The 15,900-nt window shown below is 69.5% G+C and carries 11 protein-coding genes; 2 read left to right on the top strand and 9 right to left on the bottom strand.

Going from position 1 to position 15,900, the window contains the following annotated elements:
- Positions 1-37 precede the first annotated feature (37 nt).
- The 4 genes from AC0VX6_RS17625 to AC0VX6_RS17640 form a co-directional block, all read right to left on the bottom strand.
- Entirely contained in the window at positions 38-1,882 is a 1,845-nt protein-coding gene (locus tag AC0VX6_RS17625) for a UvrD-helicase domain-containing protein (protein ID WP_475465285.1), read from the bottom strand.
- Positions 1,872-3,758: an ATP-dependent nuclease gene (locus tag AC0VX6_RS17630; protein WP_475465286.1), complete on the bottom strand. Its 1,887-nt coding sequence runs from the start codon at positions 3,756-3,758 to the stop codon at positions 1,872-1,874. Before AC0VX6_RS17630 ends, AC0VX6_RS17625 begins: the two co-directional genes overlap by 11 nt.
- A gap of 216 nt (positions 3,759-3,974) precedes the next feature.
- Positions 3,975-8,045 (bottom strand): Eco57I restriction-modification methylase domain-containing protein, encoded by a 4,071-nt coding sequence (locus tag AC0VX6_RS17635; RefSeq protein WP_475465287.1) that lies wholly within the window; start codon positions 8,043-8,045, stop codon positions 3,975-3,977.
- Positions 8,046-8,398: 353 nt separating this feature from the next.
- The gene (locus AC0VX6_RS17640; protein ID WP_475465288.1) at positions 8,399-8,875 is read right to left on the bottom strand and encodes a hypothetical protein; all 477 of its coding nucleotides are present in this window, start codon (positions 8,873-8,875) and stop codon (positions 8,399-8,401) included.
- Positions 8,876-8,939: 64 nt separating this feature from the next.
- Here AC0VX6_RS17640 and AC0VX6_RS17645 point away from each other — a divergent pair, with 64 nt between their 5' ends.
- Positions 8,940-9,536, top strand: a complete 597-nt coding sequence (locus AC0VX6_RS17645; RefSeq protein ID WP_274973776.1) for an HD domain-containing protein — start codon at positions 8,940-8,942, stop codon at positions 9,534-9,536.
- A 237-nt stretch (positions 9,537-9,773) separates the two neighbouring features.
- Entirely contained in the window at positions 9,774-10,715 is a 942-nt protein-coding gene (locus tag AC0VX6_RS17650) for a VOC family protein (RefSeq protein WP_274973777.1), read from the top strand.
- Positions 10,716-10,767: 52 nt separating this feature from the next.
- Here the strand turns inward: AC0VX6_RS17650 and AC0VX6_RS17655 are convergent, their stop codons facing one another.
- The 5 genes from AC0VX6_RS17655 to AC0VX6_RS17675 all read right to left on the bottom strand — a co-directional run bounded on the left by AC0VX6_RS17655 (position 10,768) and on the right by AC0VX6_RS17675 (position 15,851).
- A complete protein-coding gene (locus tag AC0VX6_RS17655; protein WP_444960397.1) occupies positions 10,768-11,127 on the bottom strand; it encodes an MmcQ/YjbR family DNA-binding protein in 360 nt (119 codons plus the stop codon).
- Between the two features lie 114 nt (positions 11,128-11,241).
- Positions 11,242-11,790, bottom strand: coding sequence for a CG0192-related protein (locus tag AC0VX6_RS17660; protein ID WP_475465290.1), 549 nt, complete (start codon positions 11,788-11,790; stop codon positions 11,242-11,244).
- 116 nt (positions 11,791-11,906) lie between these two features.
- Positions 11,907-12,953 carry a zinc-binding dehydrogenase gene (locus tag AC0VX6_RS17665; protein ID WP_274973780.1) on the bottom strand — a complete coding sequence of 349 codons (1,047 nt, stop codon included), beginning with the start codon at positions 12,951-12,953 and terminating at the stop codon, positions 11,907-11,909.
- A 248-nt stretch (positions 12,954-13,201) separates the two neighbouring features.
- Positions 13,202-14,287 (bottom strand): type I restriction endonuclease, encoded by a 1,086-nt coding sequence (locus tag AC0VX6_RS17670; RefSeq protein ID WP_274973781.1) that lies wholly within the window; start codon positions 14,285-14,287, stop codon positions 13,202-13,204.
- Positions 14,288-14,624: 337 nt separating this feature from the next.
- Entirely contained in the window at positions 14,625-15,851 is a 1,227-nt protein-coding gene (locus tag AC0VX6_RS17675) for a 3'-5' exonuclease (protein WP_475465292.1), read from the bottom strand.
- Positions 15,852-15,900 lie beyond the last annotated feature (49 nt).

Raw genomic sequence — 15,900 nt, forward strand, 5'->3', positions numbered from 1 at the left:
CGCGGTGTTCGGGAAAAAAGACCGTGCGGAAAGCCGCTCAGCGGTTGATCAGGGACCTTCGTCCCGGTCCCGGTGGGACGGAGCGCTCATAGGGAACGTCTCGCCGGGAGAGGAAGGAGGCCACGCGCTCCAGGTCCTCCTCCGGCAGTGCGAGCGCCAGGAGACGGCGGGCACGCGTGGCGGCGACGTAGAGCACGCGAACGTCCTCGTCCGGGTCGCGGCCCGGGTCGAGCCAGCGGTCGATGACCGTCGGAACCCTCGACCACGCCCTCCTGGCCGGGATCATGACCAGGACCGCATCGGCCTCCTCCCCCTTGACCCCGTGGACACTGCTGGTGCGTCCGACACCGGGCAGAGGGTTCAGCGGCGCGACCGAGTCGTCGTAGAGGCGACGCGCGGGAGCGGTGCGAAGACCCGCGTCCGCCTCCTGCCAGCGCACACGACCCGGTGGTTCGGTACGCACCGCGTAAGGACTATGCCGGAGCAGGGATGAGGTCAGCCTGCGCTCCCACTCGGCCAGGGGCAGGTCGGCGGAGGGGTATTCGTAACGCACCAGGGCCTCGGCCCGGTCGAACAGGGCGGTATCGATACCGGCGGCCCGCATGCGCTCGGCCTCGGTGACCCGCGAATCCGCCTCAGGTGCGCACCAGAGGTCGAGCAGGGTCGAGCGCAGGGCTTTGCGGGCCCGCTCCCGGAACCTCTTGCCGGGGTTCGGGGCGGCCAGCACCTCACCCGCCCAGACCAGGCGTGCGAGGTCGCCCGAAGGTACCTTCGCCGTACCGGCCAACTCACGAGGTAGGGCACTCCAGCGGTGGGCGAGGACGAGCGTCTCCTCCTTCTTGACGCCCATGCCCTCCGCGGCGGCGTGGAAGGCACGGACCGGATGGCGTTCGCCCGGAGCGTGGGGAAGGAGCAGGACGGGGCTGTCCTGGTCCCTGTGCCTGCCGACCGCGACATCGGGCTCGGGGTTACCGCGTAGCGTGGCGGTGAAGCGGCACAGCCGCTGGCCGCTGCGCCAGTTGTGGCGCAACCGGAGGGCGTTGTCCCGGGGCAGGGGCCGGATCGTGTGGCCCTGGCTGCCCTTGGCCCGGCGGAACCCGTAGACCGCCTGGTCGGTGTCGGCCACCAACAGCAGCGGAAGGCCCCGTTCGCTCAGGCGCAGCAGGAGTTCTTCGTCCACGTCGGAACAGTCCTGTGCCTCGTCCACCACCAGTTCGGCGAACCGGGCGGTGAGGGCGGCACCGATCGCCGCCGCGAGGCCGGGTTCGGACAAGTTGGCCAGTGCTCGTTGCCTGACCTGGTCACCGGTCATGTGGCCCTTGCCGGTGAGGGAGGCGTGCTGCCGCTCCGCCCATGCCAGGGCCTGGGACCGCGTGAGGCGTAGTTTGCGGATCTTCCACACCGAATCATCGTCGAGGGCGGCGCCGGACGCGGTGAACGTGAAGTCGTCCAGGGTGAGCCCGCCGTCGAACCCCGCCGAGGAGGGGTGCTCCTCCCAGGAGTCCAACCGGTTCCACTCGGTGCTGGCGTCCCGCGGCGCTCCCAGGTAGGGGCGGACCAGGTGGCGCCAGAAGAAGGTGTCCAAAGTGGTGACGGCGTTGGGGTGTTCGGCGGAGGCGGGCCCCGCCTCAGAGATGATCCGGGAACGCACCTCCCGGCTGGCGGCCCTGGTGAAGGAGGCGATGGCGCGTCCGCGCCTGCCCGGTGGGGGCTGGGCCAGGTGCCGGTCCACGATGACCCGGGTCTTGCCCGCCCCGGGGCAGGCCTTCACCCAGAGCACCTCGCCGGGATCGAGCAGGCGGGTGGCCGCCTCGGCCTGAGCCCTCGCGGCGTCAGCGCACAGGACGCCGAGGTCGACTGCCGCAAGGGTGTCAGTGCTCATGACGGCTCTCCTCGGTGATCCAGCGCAGGGCTTCGGCGAAGTAGGCGGGGGCGACCAGCGACTCAGCAACCGCGGGATCGGCGGAGAGGGCGGCGAGGTCTTGGGCGAAGTCTCCCTTGCGCACCTTGCGGGTCTTGAACATCGTGGCGAAGTACGCGTCCCGGGTTACGGACGGCTGCGCCTCAAGCTCCCGCCAGTGCCCCTCGGCGGCCTGACGGCGCTGGAGCTTCCACGCCCTCCTCATGAGTTCGGCGTTGTCGGGGTGGGCCTTGAGCAGCTCGGGTTCCAGGGTGGTCTCATTGGCGAACACCTTGGCGACACCCTCGTCCGCACCCAGGTCCGCGAGCAGTTTGCGCAGGTTGGTGGCACGGTCGACCTTCTGCTTGCCGGCTGGATCGTAGAAGTCCCCGTCGGTGATGACCGCGACGCGCTGGGCGATGCGCTGCCCGCTGGCGGGGTCGACGTCGAGCAGGACCCTGAGGTAGGGATCGAAGTCGACCCCGTCAATGGGGACGACGGCCGTGCCCCGCAGGCGTCGGCGCCCGGGTCCGCTGAGCACGCCCGCGCCCAGGGCCGGCACCAGTACCGCCTCGGCGATCCCCTCCACGAGCAGGACCCGGGACGCGAACAGCAGGGTGCTCCTGGTCGCGTTGAGGTAGTTGCGGACCTTGACCAGGTCCCGGTTGCCCAGGTTGAGGTTGCGCACGGCCACGCCCGTGGTCCCGTGGAAGGCGGGGGGAGCCTTCTTCTCCTCTGGGCCGGTTTCACCGACGCCGGTCGCCGTACCACGGCCGTGCCGCTGGAGGACGACGAGGTCCTGCGGCGGTACCGAGGTGGCGATGTGCGGGGAGTGCGTGGTGACCAGGGCCTGGACGCGGCCCAGCCAGGGCTGTCCGGAACGGTCGCGCTTCTGGCTGTTCTCGGTCTCCTCACGGAGGCAGTCCATGAGGATGGTCTGCAACTGCGGGTGCAGGTGGGCCTCGGGCTCCTCCACCAACAGCACGGTCAGGTCGGCCTCGGCCGCCTTGTGCAGTTGCGCGAGGACAGTGGCGATGTAGAGCAGATTGGCGTAGCCCAGACCGCTCTCGGCCACCTCCTGCGGGGAGAGGTCGTGCTCTTTGAGCCGCATGCGCAGGGAGCGCACGACCGATCGGACCGTGGCCTGGGACAGTCCGAGGCCCGTGGACTGGGAGCGGACACCGTCCGTCAGGGCGGTGAGCTTGCTCTGCACCTCCTCGCCCACCTTGGGCAGGGGTGTGAGCTTGTCGAAACCGCCGAAGTACTCCCGAGCCTCCTTCTGGAACGTCTCCGCCGCTCCCTCCTCCCTGAGGAAGCTGCCGACCAGGTGCTGGATGCTGTTGCCCGCACCGGAGGCGAGTTCGCGCCGCGCGTCGCGCAGGGGCGGCAGGTACAGGTGCCGGACGCGCCGACGGGCGCCCGGCTCGGGATCCCGGTCCGTGGTGGGTGTCTGCCCGGCGCGCCAGCTCGTGGTCCCCCGCTGCGCCCCGATGTCCGGGGGCGCGTAGGTCAGGTGGTAGCTGACCGTCGTCCGGTCGGCGTTGAGGGCCTGGTCGTAGAGGGCGAGATCGGTGGGGTCGTCGGGGTTGTCGGAGGCGTAGCGGGCCTCGAAGTCGATCGTGCGTCGGCATCCCTCCCCGTGCGCGTCTTCGCCGCAGCCGTCGCGGTACAGGTCCTCGGCGCGGAGGTAGAGGTCGCGCTGGCCGTCCAGCGGGGCGGTGAGGTGGCGGACCGCGTCGATGACGTTGGTCTTGCCGGCGTTGTTCTCGCCCACCAGGGCCGTCACGCCGGGCTGGAAGGTGACGGTGGTGTCGGCCAGAGAGCGGAACCCCTGGACATGGAGTCGCTGAAGGTACACAGGAAACCTCCTGAAGAGCGCTTGGGAACAGCCATAGCTAACAACACCACGAAAGCACTGTCAACACGCTGCACACGCTCGGGGTGTTGAATCCTCTCCAGCCCCACGAGACAACAGAGGGAACGCACTTACGAAAAAGCAGCCCCAGGCAGGAAGGACACTCGTTTCACCCCGACTCCACCCTGGCCGCCAAAAATACGAGACCCACAGAGGCAGTCACGAGCGCCACTGACCAGGGGGAGGCTCAAGAACAGAACAAAAGCCCGAATTATCACCCAATGGGCTTTTTATGGACACACCGGTCGACGCCATACGATCGAAGACCTCCAGCACCATGTCCTTGGTGCGGTAGGTGCCGTACCGGGCGATCTCGTTGTTCTTCAGGCCCCCGCTGGAAGTCTGGAAGGATTCCAGCACGTACTCGGTGTCCTCCCTCCCCAGGCCGTAGAGGTGGAACATGTAGGCGTCCAACTCGGCACGGATGGCCGCACGGCGTTCCTCGTCCCAGGCGAAGGGCGGTCCGTCGTGGCCGAGGTCCCGCGCCAGGGGCTCCATGTCGTGGGCGGTGTAGACGAGTTCGAGCACGCGGGGCACGAAGAAGTCCAGATGTGGTTCCAACTGGTCGGGGCGCGGGACGGGCAGCTGCTTCCAGACAAAGAGCCCCATGCTGCTACCGCTGATCTTCTGTCGACTGATGTAGTCGAACACCAGAGAGCTCTGCACAGCACACAGCCCTGCCATGAAGCTTCCAGGAAGATCGGAGAACATCAAAGGAAATTTATGACCCACGGCAGCCCGCGGCACAAAAGCCGGAATGGCGGTGCGTTCGTTCGTAGCATTAGTGACGTCGCGCCAACCGTAGAGCCAATGCCTGTCCCAGCCGGAAGCGGCCAGCCTGGTGGAAACACCCTCTTGGTGTACAGGACGACCCCGGTAGTCATGTTCGCCAGCCGGACCGTCGCCCTCGGGCACCCAGTAGCGGGGCAGAGCGGCCTTCGCCGGATCATGCTTCTCAGCGGGGCCCAGTTGGCGAACATCGTCACCTTTCGCCCCTGAAAAAATGTTCCACCGGTGATCGAAATGATGGGCCATCTTCGCCTCGTACAATGGCAGCATTCGCTGCCGGTCCCGGTGGAAGACGTTGCCCTGGAGGACCCACCCCTCCCCCTCCAGATCCACACGGGTACGGAAGAGATCGGAATCGTCGGTCATGTTGAAGAGGTTCCGGAAACGGATTCCCCACGGGTTCCCCCGGCCCTTCCCCTCTTTCTGCAGTACTGGGATCGAGTGGTACACGGAGGTGGTGAGGTCGGCGTCGCGTCGAGAACGAAACGCCGGAAGGCTTCCGGTGTTGGGACTGAGAAGTTCGATCTCGTCGGGGTTGAGCTCGAACACCTTACGCTGGTCGTCGAGTTGCACTGGGTCGTGAACGAAGAAGGCGTACTTCGCAGCGGGCGCAGGCCTGTCCCCGCTGTCCAGGGTCAGGAGGCAGAATCTCTGCCTGGCGTCGACAGCGGAGAAGATCTTCTGAAGGTTCTCGAAATCATAGAACGACCTCACCCGGCGGCGTCTGGTGAAAGCGTCGAACAGCTTCTGCGCCCCAGCTCCCGTGGCTAGAGCAGTGGGCGCGATCGCTCCGATCCTGCCTTCAGGGTGTGCGAGTGCCGTGAACCGCTCCACGAAGAGCTGGTCGGCCTGGAGTGAGTTGACGCCCTTGACCTTGAGCCCCTCCGCGCACTTCTCATAGCTGCCCGACCTCGCCGCGAAGTGGAACGTCGACTTCACCGCGCGACGCGCCCGCCGGTACTCCTCCCCCGCCTCGGGATCCTCCTGCGCCCACTCCGCGATGCGTCGACGCCGGGCGACCCCGGCGATGCGCGCGATGGAGGGCTCCACCACGCTGAAGTACTTCTTGTCCTCGAAGTCGAGCTTGTCCCAGGGCGGGTTGGCGAGCACGCAGTCGAACCCGCCGCTCCACCCCGCACCGGCCTCCCCTCGCGGCGCGTCATCGGACCCGACGGGGAAGATGTCGGGGAACTCCAGGTGCCAGTGGAAGAAGCGGTGGCTCTCCCCCAGACGCCTGATCTCCGCGTGGGTCCGCGCCGGGGTGGCCGACTCCTCGAAGGCCTTCAACGTCTCGAAGGCCTCGTGCGTGACCGGTCGTGCGGCCCCCGCCCGCTTCTCCCAGAAGAAGGCCGCGCACCAGGTGTCGGCGATGTACAACTGCCTGCGGTACGCCTCCGACTCCCGCCAGTCCCGGTAGACCTTCTCCTGCCGACGGACGTCGCGCAGGCTTCCCACCCGGATCGCGTAGAGGCAGTTGAGCTCATACGAGAAGTCGGTGTTGGAGAGCCGGAACTCCTCCTCCGGGTCGAAGAGGCTGTCCTGCCCCTGCCGCTCCAGCTGGTTCGCCCGCTGGAACGCGGCGGCGACCTTGGCGTCATCACCCTCTACAGCCGTGAAGGCGGCGTCGGGGATCCCCCCGTCGATCTGCCGGGGAGTCGCACCGACGAGGGCGTTGCCGTGCTTGAGGTGCGGGTCGAGCAGGTCCAGGGGCCGCCCCGCGGCCATGCCTTCCAGCCAGAGCGACATCCGGGCGATGGCCACTGCCATGGGGTTGAGGTCGACGCCGTAGAGGCAACGGGCGACCACATCGTGCAGCGCGTGGCGGTAGGCCTCCTCCGGAGGTTCGAGGGTCCCCTCACGGTAGGCGGCCACACGCTTGGCGATGCGGTGGCCCGCGGCCACGAGGAAGTGCCCGGATCCGCACGCGGGGTCGCACACCGTGACGGAGAGGAGCATCTCCGCGATGGTGTCGGCCGGGTCGAGTTCGGCGTGCTCGGTGGCCAGCTGCTCCCCGCGTTTGACCGCGTCGTCGAGGACGGGTTCGAGCGCGGAGTCGAGCAGGCGGGAGATGAGCGAGGCGGGGGTGTAGTAGGCACCGGTCGTTTTCCTCGTATTCCCCGCACGGTGCACCAGCCGGAAGGACCGGCCGTCGGCCCCGTACTCGGGGACCATCTCAAGGAGGGATTCGTAGACGGCGCCGAGCTCCCGGGAGGACAGGGTTCGAAAGGACACCCGACGCCAGCGCCGCGACCCGGCGTCACGGACACGGGACAGACTGCGCGTGGCGCGCAGCAGTGCCTCGTTGGACAGGCGCATCCCGCGCAGGGGAGCGTCGTCCTCGGTCGGGCTGAACAGCCCTCCGAGGCCCACCAGTGCGATCTCGGGCCGCCCCTCCTCATCGCCCAGGGCGTCCAGCACCAGGCGCAGCGCCTCGTAGAGGTCGCTGTGCGCGGTGCCGCCCCTGCGGTCGGCCGTGCGGCGCAGCCGGGCGGTGGAGAAGTAGGCGGCGTAGCGCTGGCGCTCACGGGCCTCGGCACCCGGCGGGTGGAGGAGGTCGCGGTCCTCCACGACCATGAGGAACACGATCCTGAACACGAGCCGGAGCAGCGCCCCGTGCAGTCGGCCCGCGTCGGGTGAGGCGCGCAGTGCCGTGTTGGCGGGGTGGCACAGGAACCCGGTGCCCAGGGCGGTGACGGCCTGTTCGACGTTGTCTCGCAGGGCGTCCAGGGCGCGCACACCCGAGCGCATGGCCTCCTCGCGCCACTCCTCCAGTCGGCAGGTGGAGGGCGGACCGTCGCCGCGGGCCTCGAAGCGCGAGGCGTGCAGGAGCTGGAGGATGAGGACGAACTCGTTGAAGAGCTCGCCGTCGAACACGGCTGCCAGGTCGATCTCGACGTAGGTCGATCCCGCGAGGGAGTTGGAGTCGCGCAGCAGCCTGAGTCTGCGCCCGTTGGTGACCATCCCCCACAGGTGCGCTGAGGCGCGGTTGAGCGCCTCCTGTACCAGGGACTGGGGAGGCGGTCCGCCCGCCCGCTCGCGCCGGTCCAGCTCCTGGCTCCAGGGGACAATGTGCACCAGCGCCTGGGCGTAGCGGTGGCTGACGGCAAGGGTCCGTTCGGGGTCGTCGTCGGCCGTGACACCCGGGGAGCGCAGACCGGCCAGCCGTCCGAAGCCCAGTGCCTCCAGGAGCGGCCCCACCCACCGGGTGAGGGCGGCGTTGGCGGGATCCGCGGGAGGGGGCGCGTCCGCAGCCTCTCTGGGCAGAGCCCGGCGCAGCTCCCGCCACACGGCCAGGAGGTGGGGCCAGAGGCGCTCGGCCTCGTCGGAGACCGAGGAGACACCGACCATACCGTAGTCGCCGGGTGCCGTTCCGGGGAGGCCGCGGTCCCGTGCCACGCGCAGGAGCATGTCCTCGGGCAGCAGGCCGCCGACGGTACGCACGGCGAGAAAGGGGAAATCACGCACACTGGCCGACAACGCCGTTTCCTCCGGGGGGTCGAGGAACTGCCTACGCCAGTAGCCATTATGAGTTCACCAACAGCGGAACAACAGCCCCACGCCCCACTTTTCCCGCATCCGGAAAAGGGTGCGAGCCGAACACCGATACGATTCGCTCATCCCACCCTGGAGGCAAACAACAAATCCTCCACCAAAACAAAAATCACAGGCCCCGGCAGAAGTCCGGGCGACAGACTCCTCAACACAAAGCTGATTTCACGATTGACCCTCGTGTCACATCAGAAACTCGGCTTTATCTCTTGCGCGCCAGAACCAGTGTTCTCACCCGTGACCGGTCAGGTCCCGGGCCAGGGCGAGCAGGCGCTCGCGCCGCCCGGGCACGGGCTCACCCCCTCCTCCGCCCGGCGCTCTCTCCCGGCGGTGTCGCCGGTCGCGTCCTCCATGACCGGCGCGTGCCCCTGGGCACGCAGCGCGGCTGCGGGGCCACCCCCACTTACCCTGCCGTTCGGCAGGTCGGCAAAGGCCCGCAGGAGGCCCCGCAGGCCCGGGCCGGTGCCGTAGCGCTCCCGGCCCTGCTTTGCGAAGGCCGGTGCGCTGCGGAACGGGGTGTCGGAAATGCCCGGGACCACCCTCTGCCAGGAGCTGAGCAGGTCGAAGGCCAGCGGTGCGCCGGAGGCTGCGTCGGCCCTGGCCCGTGCGGGTACGGCGAGCATCCCGGCGGCGCGCTCCGGTGAGCAGGCACCGTCGAAGGCGTGCACGCGCGGATCGGCCTCGCTCCAGAGCAGGGTGCGGGGTGAGAGTCGGCGGCCCATGTGCTGAGCGTGTCGCACCGAGGCCCCGTCCTCGAACGGTTTCCGTTCCGGTTAGCGTCGGGTCATGGTGATCCCGAGCGACGAAGAGATCCGCGCGCTGCACGAGAGGTACGCGCCCACGCGTGAGGCGTTCGATCTCGTCTACACCCACTGCGAGATCGTGTGCGCGGTCGCCGAGCAGCTGCTCGACCGCTCCGGCCCGGCGCTGGACCGCGCCCTGGTCCGGGCGGGGTGCCTGCTGCACGACATCGGGGTCTACCGGCTGTACGACTCCTCCGGGCGGCTCGACCACGCGCGCTACGTGAGCCACGGGGTGCTCGGTCACGAGATCCTCGCCGGGGAGGGGCTGCCCGAGGCGCTGTGCCGGTTCTGCTCGCACCACACCGGGGTGGGGCTGACCCGGCAGGACATCCGCGACCAGGGGCTTCCCGTTCCGGAGGGGGACTACGTGGCCGAGTCCGCAGAGGAGGAGCTGGTGATGTACGCCGACAAGTTCCACAGCAAGCGCAACCCGCCGGTGTTCTTCTCCGCCGACTCCTACGCCGCATCCGTCGCCCGCTTCGGCGAGGACAAGGTGACCCGTTTCAAGGAGCTGCGCACGCGTTTCGGGGTCCCCGACCTGGCTCCGCTCGTGGCCGCCCACGGCCACGCCCTGCTCTGAACCGGGCTTGTCTGCCGACGCGTCAGACGGGGTGCCCGTTCACGGACCGGCGCCCGTGAACGGGCGCTCCCCTTACCGGGCGCCGTTCCCCGGGGACCGGTGTGGGACCGGCGGGGAGAGCCGCACGACATTTATTTGACAAGGAAGAAACTTCCCTAGGATGGTGTTGTTGGGGCAAAGCAGCCCCGAGCTCCGAGGCACGGGAAACCCCTCGGACCTACTGACTGGGAGACCACCATGTCCGACGTGACCGAGTCGACACCGCGGGCGTCGTCCCCGGACGAGCGCAACCTGAGCGACGACACGGGCATGGACGCCGTGACCCTGCGCGTGGGCGACCTGGAGTCGATGACCTCCTACTACGCGAACGCGCTCGCCCTGGAACCCGTCGAGGAACGGGCGCACGGCCGGGAGGTGCACCGCGTGCTCGGCCGCGGCCGGACCCCCATGGTCCGGCTGGTCTCCACCCCGGGGCTGCCCGCCGTCGACCCGCGCCAGGCCGGGCTGTTCCACACCGCGTTCCTGTTCGAGACCCCGGCGACGCTCGCCGCGACCGTCTACCGCGCGGCACAGGAGCCGCGCAGCCGGTTCGCGGGCTCCTCCGACCACCTGGTCAGCGAGGCCTTCTACTTCACCGACCCCGAGGGCAACGGCATCGAGCTCTACACCGACCGGGACCGGTCGGCCTGGAGATACGACCAGGGGCGGCTGCGGATGGGCACGCTGTACCTGGACCCCAACGACTACCTGCGCACGCACCTCGACGAGGCGGTCGTCGCCGAGGGACCGCACCGGGCGGGCAAGGTCGGACACGTGCACCTGCAGGTCGGCGACATCGAGACCGCCAGGGCCTTCTACGTCGACGCGATCGGGTTCGAGACCACGGTCGACACCTATCCCGGCGCGCTGTTCGCCTCGGCGGGCGGCTACCACCACCACGTCGCGATGAACACCTGGCAGAGCGCGGGCGCGGGTCCGCGCGCCGCGAGCCTGGGACTGGGCGACGTGGCGATCACCGTACCCGCGCGCCAGGACCTCGACGCGCTCGTCGCGCGCCTGAGGGAGCACAAGCTGGACCACGCCGACACCGGCAGGTCGGTGGTGCTCCGTGACCCGTGGGAAACACAGGTGACGGTCGCCCTTCCCGGCACCGGCACGGAGGAGCTCCTGGACCGCTGACCGTGCGCGGCCGCCTGGCCGGGCCGGACCGAGGACCTGTCCGGGGTCCGGGTCAGGCCCGGACCAGGGAATCCGGGGTCGGCGGGGCGGCGATCAGCTCCTCGGGGGCGGTCAGGTACCAGGCCTCCAGGGTGAGCTCGCTGAGCTCGTCCAGGTCGATCCCGTCGAGGTGGACGACCACCCAGCCGAACCCGCCCGCGGTGAACTGCACCTCGAACACCTCGGGCCGCTCGGCCACCAGCGCGGTCTGCTCCAGAAGGGTCTGCTTCAGCCCCACGGTGGCGGTGCGCGGCCACAGGTAGCCGAAGGGCCTGCCGCGCACGCGGAACGTCGTGTACTGGTCCGAGTCCTTGGACTCGCACTCCGGCAGCGCGCTCACCAACCGCATGAACCGCTCGATCTCCACACCCATGGGAGGAGCCAACCACACGCCGCCGACAGGTCGGCACGCGGCGGGCGGCCACCCGTCGGCGCCGGGGCCGGTCCCGGCACCGGTGAGCCCCGCTCGGGCGGGAGGAACCACAGGTCAGACCAGTGCGGCGACCACCGCCTGCTCGTCGCCCCAGCGGGCGAGAAGCCGCACGCTCCCCTCGGGCTCACCGTCCAGGACCCGCTGGACCAGCACCCGCCCGCCCCGGGAGGAGCCGGCGCCTGGCTCCCTGGAGACCACGACCTGCTGGGGCCTGTTCTCCAGGCGGCGGCCCTCCTCCCAGACCTCCAGCTCCGCCTGCTCCTGCCCGCCCTCCAGCGCCCGCCGGAAGCAGGCGAGGGACACCTCGTCCTCGGTGCCGTCGTAGACCCAGCGCGTTCCCAGGACCGAGTGCTCCAGGGTGCCGACGAGGTGGTCCTCATGCCCGGGCAGGGGCGCGCCCCGGTAGGTCAGCGGCAGGTGGAGCAGACGCTCCCCGCGCCGGACCAGGAACACCTCCACCCCGACCTCGCCTTCCGGGTCGTCGAACCGGTACGCGCCGAGGATCTCGCCGGGCCCCTGGCCCGCCCACGGCTGGCCGTCCAGCCAGGCGCCGATCAGCTCGGGTTTGCTCGGTGTGAGAGTGGCCTTGTAGATGATCGCCATGGGCCCAGTATCCGGCACCGGCGTTAGACACCGGCCTTTCGGCGAACGGGAGACCGGAACCGCCAACGGCCGCGACGGAGACGAACTGACGACGTCCGTCTTCGATGCCCTCGGGGTTAGTCGATCGTGACGACGATCTTTCCGACGTGCTGGTGGTGCGTGAACTGCTCCTGGGCCGTGGCCAGGTCGTCCAGCGCGTACCGGGCCGCGATCACGGGCTGGACCGTGCCGCCTCGCGCCGCACGCAACAGCACGGCGAAGTGTTCGCGGGTGTGCATCGACGAGCCGATGAGGCTGATGTTGTGCAGGTACAGCCGACGCAGGTCGAACTCGACGACCGGTCCGGCGACCGCCCCGGCCACGACCCACCGCCCGTCGTCACGGACCAGCGGCATGAGCTGGGAGACCAGTGGACCGCCGACCACGTCGGCGACCGCGTCGACGCCTCCGGGAGCGCACCGGTCGATCTGCTCGGCGAGGTCGCCGCCTCGGTCGACGGTGTGCGAGGCCCCGGCGGCGAGCACCTCGGCGGCCTTGTCTCCACTGGTGACCGCGATGACGTTCGCACCGCGTGCGGCGGCGAGCTGTACCAGGGCCAGGCCGACACCGCCGGAGGCACCGGTGACCACGACCGTCTCACCGGCGGTGACATCCGCGCGTTCCAGCATGCCCATGGCGGTGCCGTAGGCCACCGGGAGGGCGGCCAGCTGTTCGTCGGACAGCGGCGAGCCGGTAACGTCGTGGGCCTGCTCGGCGGTCACGACCACGAACTCGGCGAAGCCGCCGTCGGCCTCGCTGCCGAGCAGTCCCACCGGCGGCGCGTCGCGCGTGTGGTCGCGGTACAGGGCCGGGTCCACCAGGACGCGCTGGCCCACCCGGTCGGCGTCGACGCCCGGGCCCGCCTCGGCGATCACACCGCAGATGTCACCGCCCTGCACGCGCGGGAAACGGAGGGGGCCGCGCCAACCGGCCCGCGCGTCGGGGTCACCGGGCAAGCCGTAGGCCCCCTCCCGCGTCCAGACGTCGGTGTTGTTGACCGCCGCCGCCAGGACCCGGACCAGCACTTCGCCGACACGGGGTACGGGTCGGGGCCAGTCACTCCGTGCGTGCAGTACCTCCGGTCCGCCGTGCGCGGTGAGCACGACCGCTCTCATCCGTCCCATGCACCCATCGTGGCATCCTCACACCACACCATCCCAGCACGGACCCGCCGCGGACACGGGGTCGCAATCCCTGGCCAGGCGTTCCGTCCGAACATGGAACCGGTGGCGCCCCGACGGCGGGCGCGGTGGTGGCGGTCGGCCCGGTTTGACGCGGCCTGCCGGAAGGCGCGCGAAAACGGGCCGCTCCTTCGCGGGCGGGCCCGGAAGGAGCGGTTCGGCGGCCGTGCGGCCGCCGGATCGCCCGGACCTCAGACGAGGTAGTTGCGCACCGACTCGCGGATCCTCTCCGCGTGGAGGTAGATCTCGTCGATCGACCCCAGGGGGTGCCGGGTCTCGTTCTTGTCGGCGTCGAAGGTGCCGAGGTACTTCTTCGACCTGGCGTTGAAGTGCAGGCGTGCGATCGGCTTCCGGTTGTTGTCGTCCAACAGGACGGCGAAGTAGCTCTTGGAGTCCCGTTGTGTGACCCGCTGCGGCTTGACCTCGCTGCACGCGATCGCCTTGACGACCTGGTAGCCCTCCAGTTCCTCCAGGGTGGTCTCGATGCCGCTACCGCGTTCCAGGTCCTCCTCCGCGACCTCCTCGCCGCTGACCGGCGCCGCCTCCTCCTGCTGGGGACGCGTGGACTCCAGCGCCTTCTTCAGCCGGACGTTGACCTGGTCGTCGAGGAAGGCGGAGGCGGCCTCCTTGACAAGCGGCGTGAACTGTTCGCGGGCCCGCTTGGTGAAGGACTTGTCGTAGACGCGGCTGGCGAAGAACTTGACCCACTCGTCCTCGGGATCCTGGAACTGTTCGGCCAGAGCGCGCTTGATCGCCCCGAGGTACTTGAGCTTCTCCGCCGCGTCGATGACCGAGGTCAGGTCGAAGGAGGCCTTCGTCAGCTTGTGGAGTTCGGGAAGCAGGGTCTCGTCCACGTCGCCGAGGTCGAGCACCATGAACGGCTTGGAGTCCATGCGGTTGGGCGCTTCGAGGTCGGTGTAGAACTGGTACTCCACGCCGTTGGTGAGGACCGCGATCCGCGCGTTGGTGACGGAGAAGTAGCGGTAGAGCTGCGAGGCGTGCTCGATCCGCAACTCACCGTTCGCCTTCTTGCACTCGATGAGCATCTGCACTTCGTTGTCGCGCATGATGGCGTAGTCGACCTTCTCGCCCTTCTTCATGCCGACGTCCGCGGTGAACTCGGGCACCACCTCGCGCGGATCGAAGACGTCGTATCCGAGGACGGTCGCGATGAAGGGCATGACGAAGGCGTTCTTGGCCGCCTCCTCGGTCTGGGTCATATCACGCTGCTTCTGCACCTTGGCACTGAGCGCGGAAACCTTCTCGTCGAATTCCATAACGGCCCTTCTACGGCAACCCGGTCAGCGCACCCTAGCAAGGGGGAAAGGACCGAATCCACAGGTCGACACATTCGTTACAACGGTGCCTCCAATAACTCGGGGCACCAGAAATAGCCCGCCCCCACCGGCGAGGAAACGAGCGAAACACATTCCGGGGCCCACGGGCGGGAGGGTTCGCCCGACAAGGGAGAACACCGAGGTGCCCCTCTCCCCGTTGTCGGACGAAGCGCACCCTGTTCAGTGGGCGCCCCGTCGGAGCTCCTGTCCTCCTCTCCCCGCCCGGGTGGGCCCGGTGCAGTGCGCGGCGAACCGGTGGACCCTCGTGGTCACCCCGCTAGAACGGCCAGAACCGGGAGGCCGCGGTGGCCGCCCCCGAAACCGTGGCCAGGAAGAGCAGTGCCGCGCCCGCGCAGCCACCGCCGCTCTTCCTCTGCGGCTCCACGGTGACGCGGGCGTTGATCCTGTGCGGTCCCCGGTCGGATCGGCGCTCGTGTGACGCGGCACGGTCACGGCGTTCGAAGGGCGCCACGAACTGTTCGTGGTACTGCCGGTCGGACAGCTCGCGGGGGCGCCAGAACGCCTGCCAGGGCTTCCTGTCCGCCTCCTCCTGCTGCTCGGCGCGGAGCTGGGCGGCGACCATCACCCCGGTCCCGTCATCGAACAGGCCGCGCTCCGCCTTGTCGACGGCCGCCTTCAACAGGTCCCAGGCCTCGGCGGGGGTTGCCACCCGGATGTCCGCGTCCTGGGCCCTGCGGACCTTCGCGTCGTCCGTTCCCGGTTCGGCGATGACCAGCCGCACCGTCTTGGTGACGTTGACCCCGGCCGTCGCGCCGTGGGACACGGCGAAGTCCACGACCGCGTTCACCGACCCGTCCTCCCCCGCGGGCACGACCCGCCAGCCCTTGAGTGGGCCGTTCCTGCGCGCCTTCTCCTGGTCGGCGACGTAGAGCAGGTCCTGGATGACGTGTCCCGCGCCCAAGTTCCTGGCGGCCTTCTCCAACTCCCTGAGTTCGGTGGAGGTGACCCGCCGGTCGGCCTCGGCGCGGGCGCGCGCCTCCAGGAGCACCTGCTCGTGCACCCGGCGCAACGTGGACCGGGTGAACCCGGCCCGGGTGGCGAGCAGGGCCAGCCGTTGCGCCTCGTCGCCGACGATCCTCCCGTCCGCCAGGGCGTGCCCCAGCATGGAACGGTAGGCGGCCACGCCCTGGGGAAGGGGGCGGGGCGAGGGGTTCATGTCGGGCAGTCCGGCGGCCAGGTTGGCCAGCCACCCCTCCTGACCCTTGCGGAGGTCGCTGGTGCGCGGAGCGATCCGCCCGCTGCGGGGCACCTGCGGCGCGGGCACCGGTCCGGTTCCGGTCCAGGCGAGCGGCTGGGGACTGTCGTTCACCAGTACCGAGAGCATGCGGGCGAGGTGGCGTGCGTCGGCCAGGGCGTGGTGCTGGCCCTGCATCCACTCCCCGGTCATCAGCTGGTAGAGCTGGTGCTGGCGGTAGGCGTACCGGTCCAGGTGGACGCGGAAGGCCTGGAGCGTGCACAGTCCGGGCAGTCCTGAGGGACGCATGCCCAACGCTTCCCTCTCTGTCAGATTGGGATGAAACATCACTTCATGT

Source organism: Nocardiopsis sp. iso_25 (assembly GCF_056173305.1).

Excerpts from the sequence above, each read along its gene's own strand:
- AC0VX6_RS17625 (WP_475465285.1), bottom strand. The coding sequence starts at position 1,882 with ATGAGCACTGACACCCTTGCGGCAGTCGACCTCGGCGTCCTGTGCGCT.
- AC0VX6_RS17640 (WP_475465288.1), bottom strand. The coding sequence starts at position 8,875 with ATGGGCCGCCGACTCTCACCCCGCACCCTGCTCTGGAGCGAGGCCGAT.
- AC0VX6_RS17645 (WP_274973776.1), top strand. The coding sequence starts at position 8,940 with ATGGTGATCCCGAGCGACGAAGAGATCCGCGCGCTGCACGAGAGGTAC.
- AC0VX6_RS17650 (WP_274973777.1), top strand. The coding sequence starts at position 9,774 with ATGTCCGACGTGACCGAGTCGACACCGCGGGCGTCGTCCCCGGACGAG.
- AC0VX6_RS17655 (WP_444960397.1), bottom strand. The coding sequence starts at position 11,127 with ATGGGTGTGGAGATCGAGCGGTTCATGCGGTTGGTGAGCGCGCTGCCG.
- AC0VX6_RS17660 (WP_475465290.1), bottom strand. The coding sequence starts at position 11,790 with ATGGCGATCATCTACAAGGCCACTCTCACACCGAGCAAACCCGAGCTG.
- AC0VX6_RS17665 (WP_274973780.1), bottom strand. The coding sequence starts at position 12,953 with ATGGGACGGATGAGAGCGGTCGTGCTCACCGCGCACGGCGGACCGGAG.
- AC0VX6_RS17670 (WP_274973781.1), bottom strand. The coding sequence starts at position 14,287 with ATGGAATTCGACGAGAAGGTTTCCGCGCTCAGTGCCAAGGTGCAGAAG.
- AC0VX6_RS17675 (WP_475465292.1), bottom strand. The coding sequence starts at position 15,851 with ATGCGTCCCTCAGGACTGCCCGGACTGTGCACGCTCCAGGCCTTCCGC.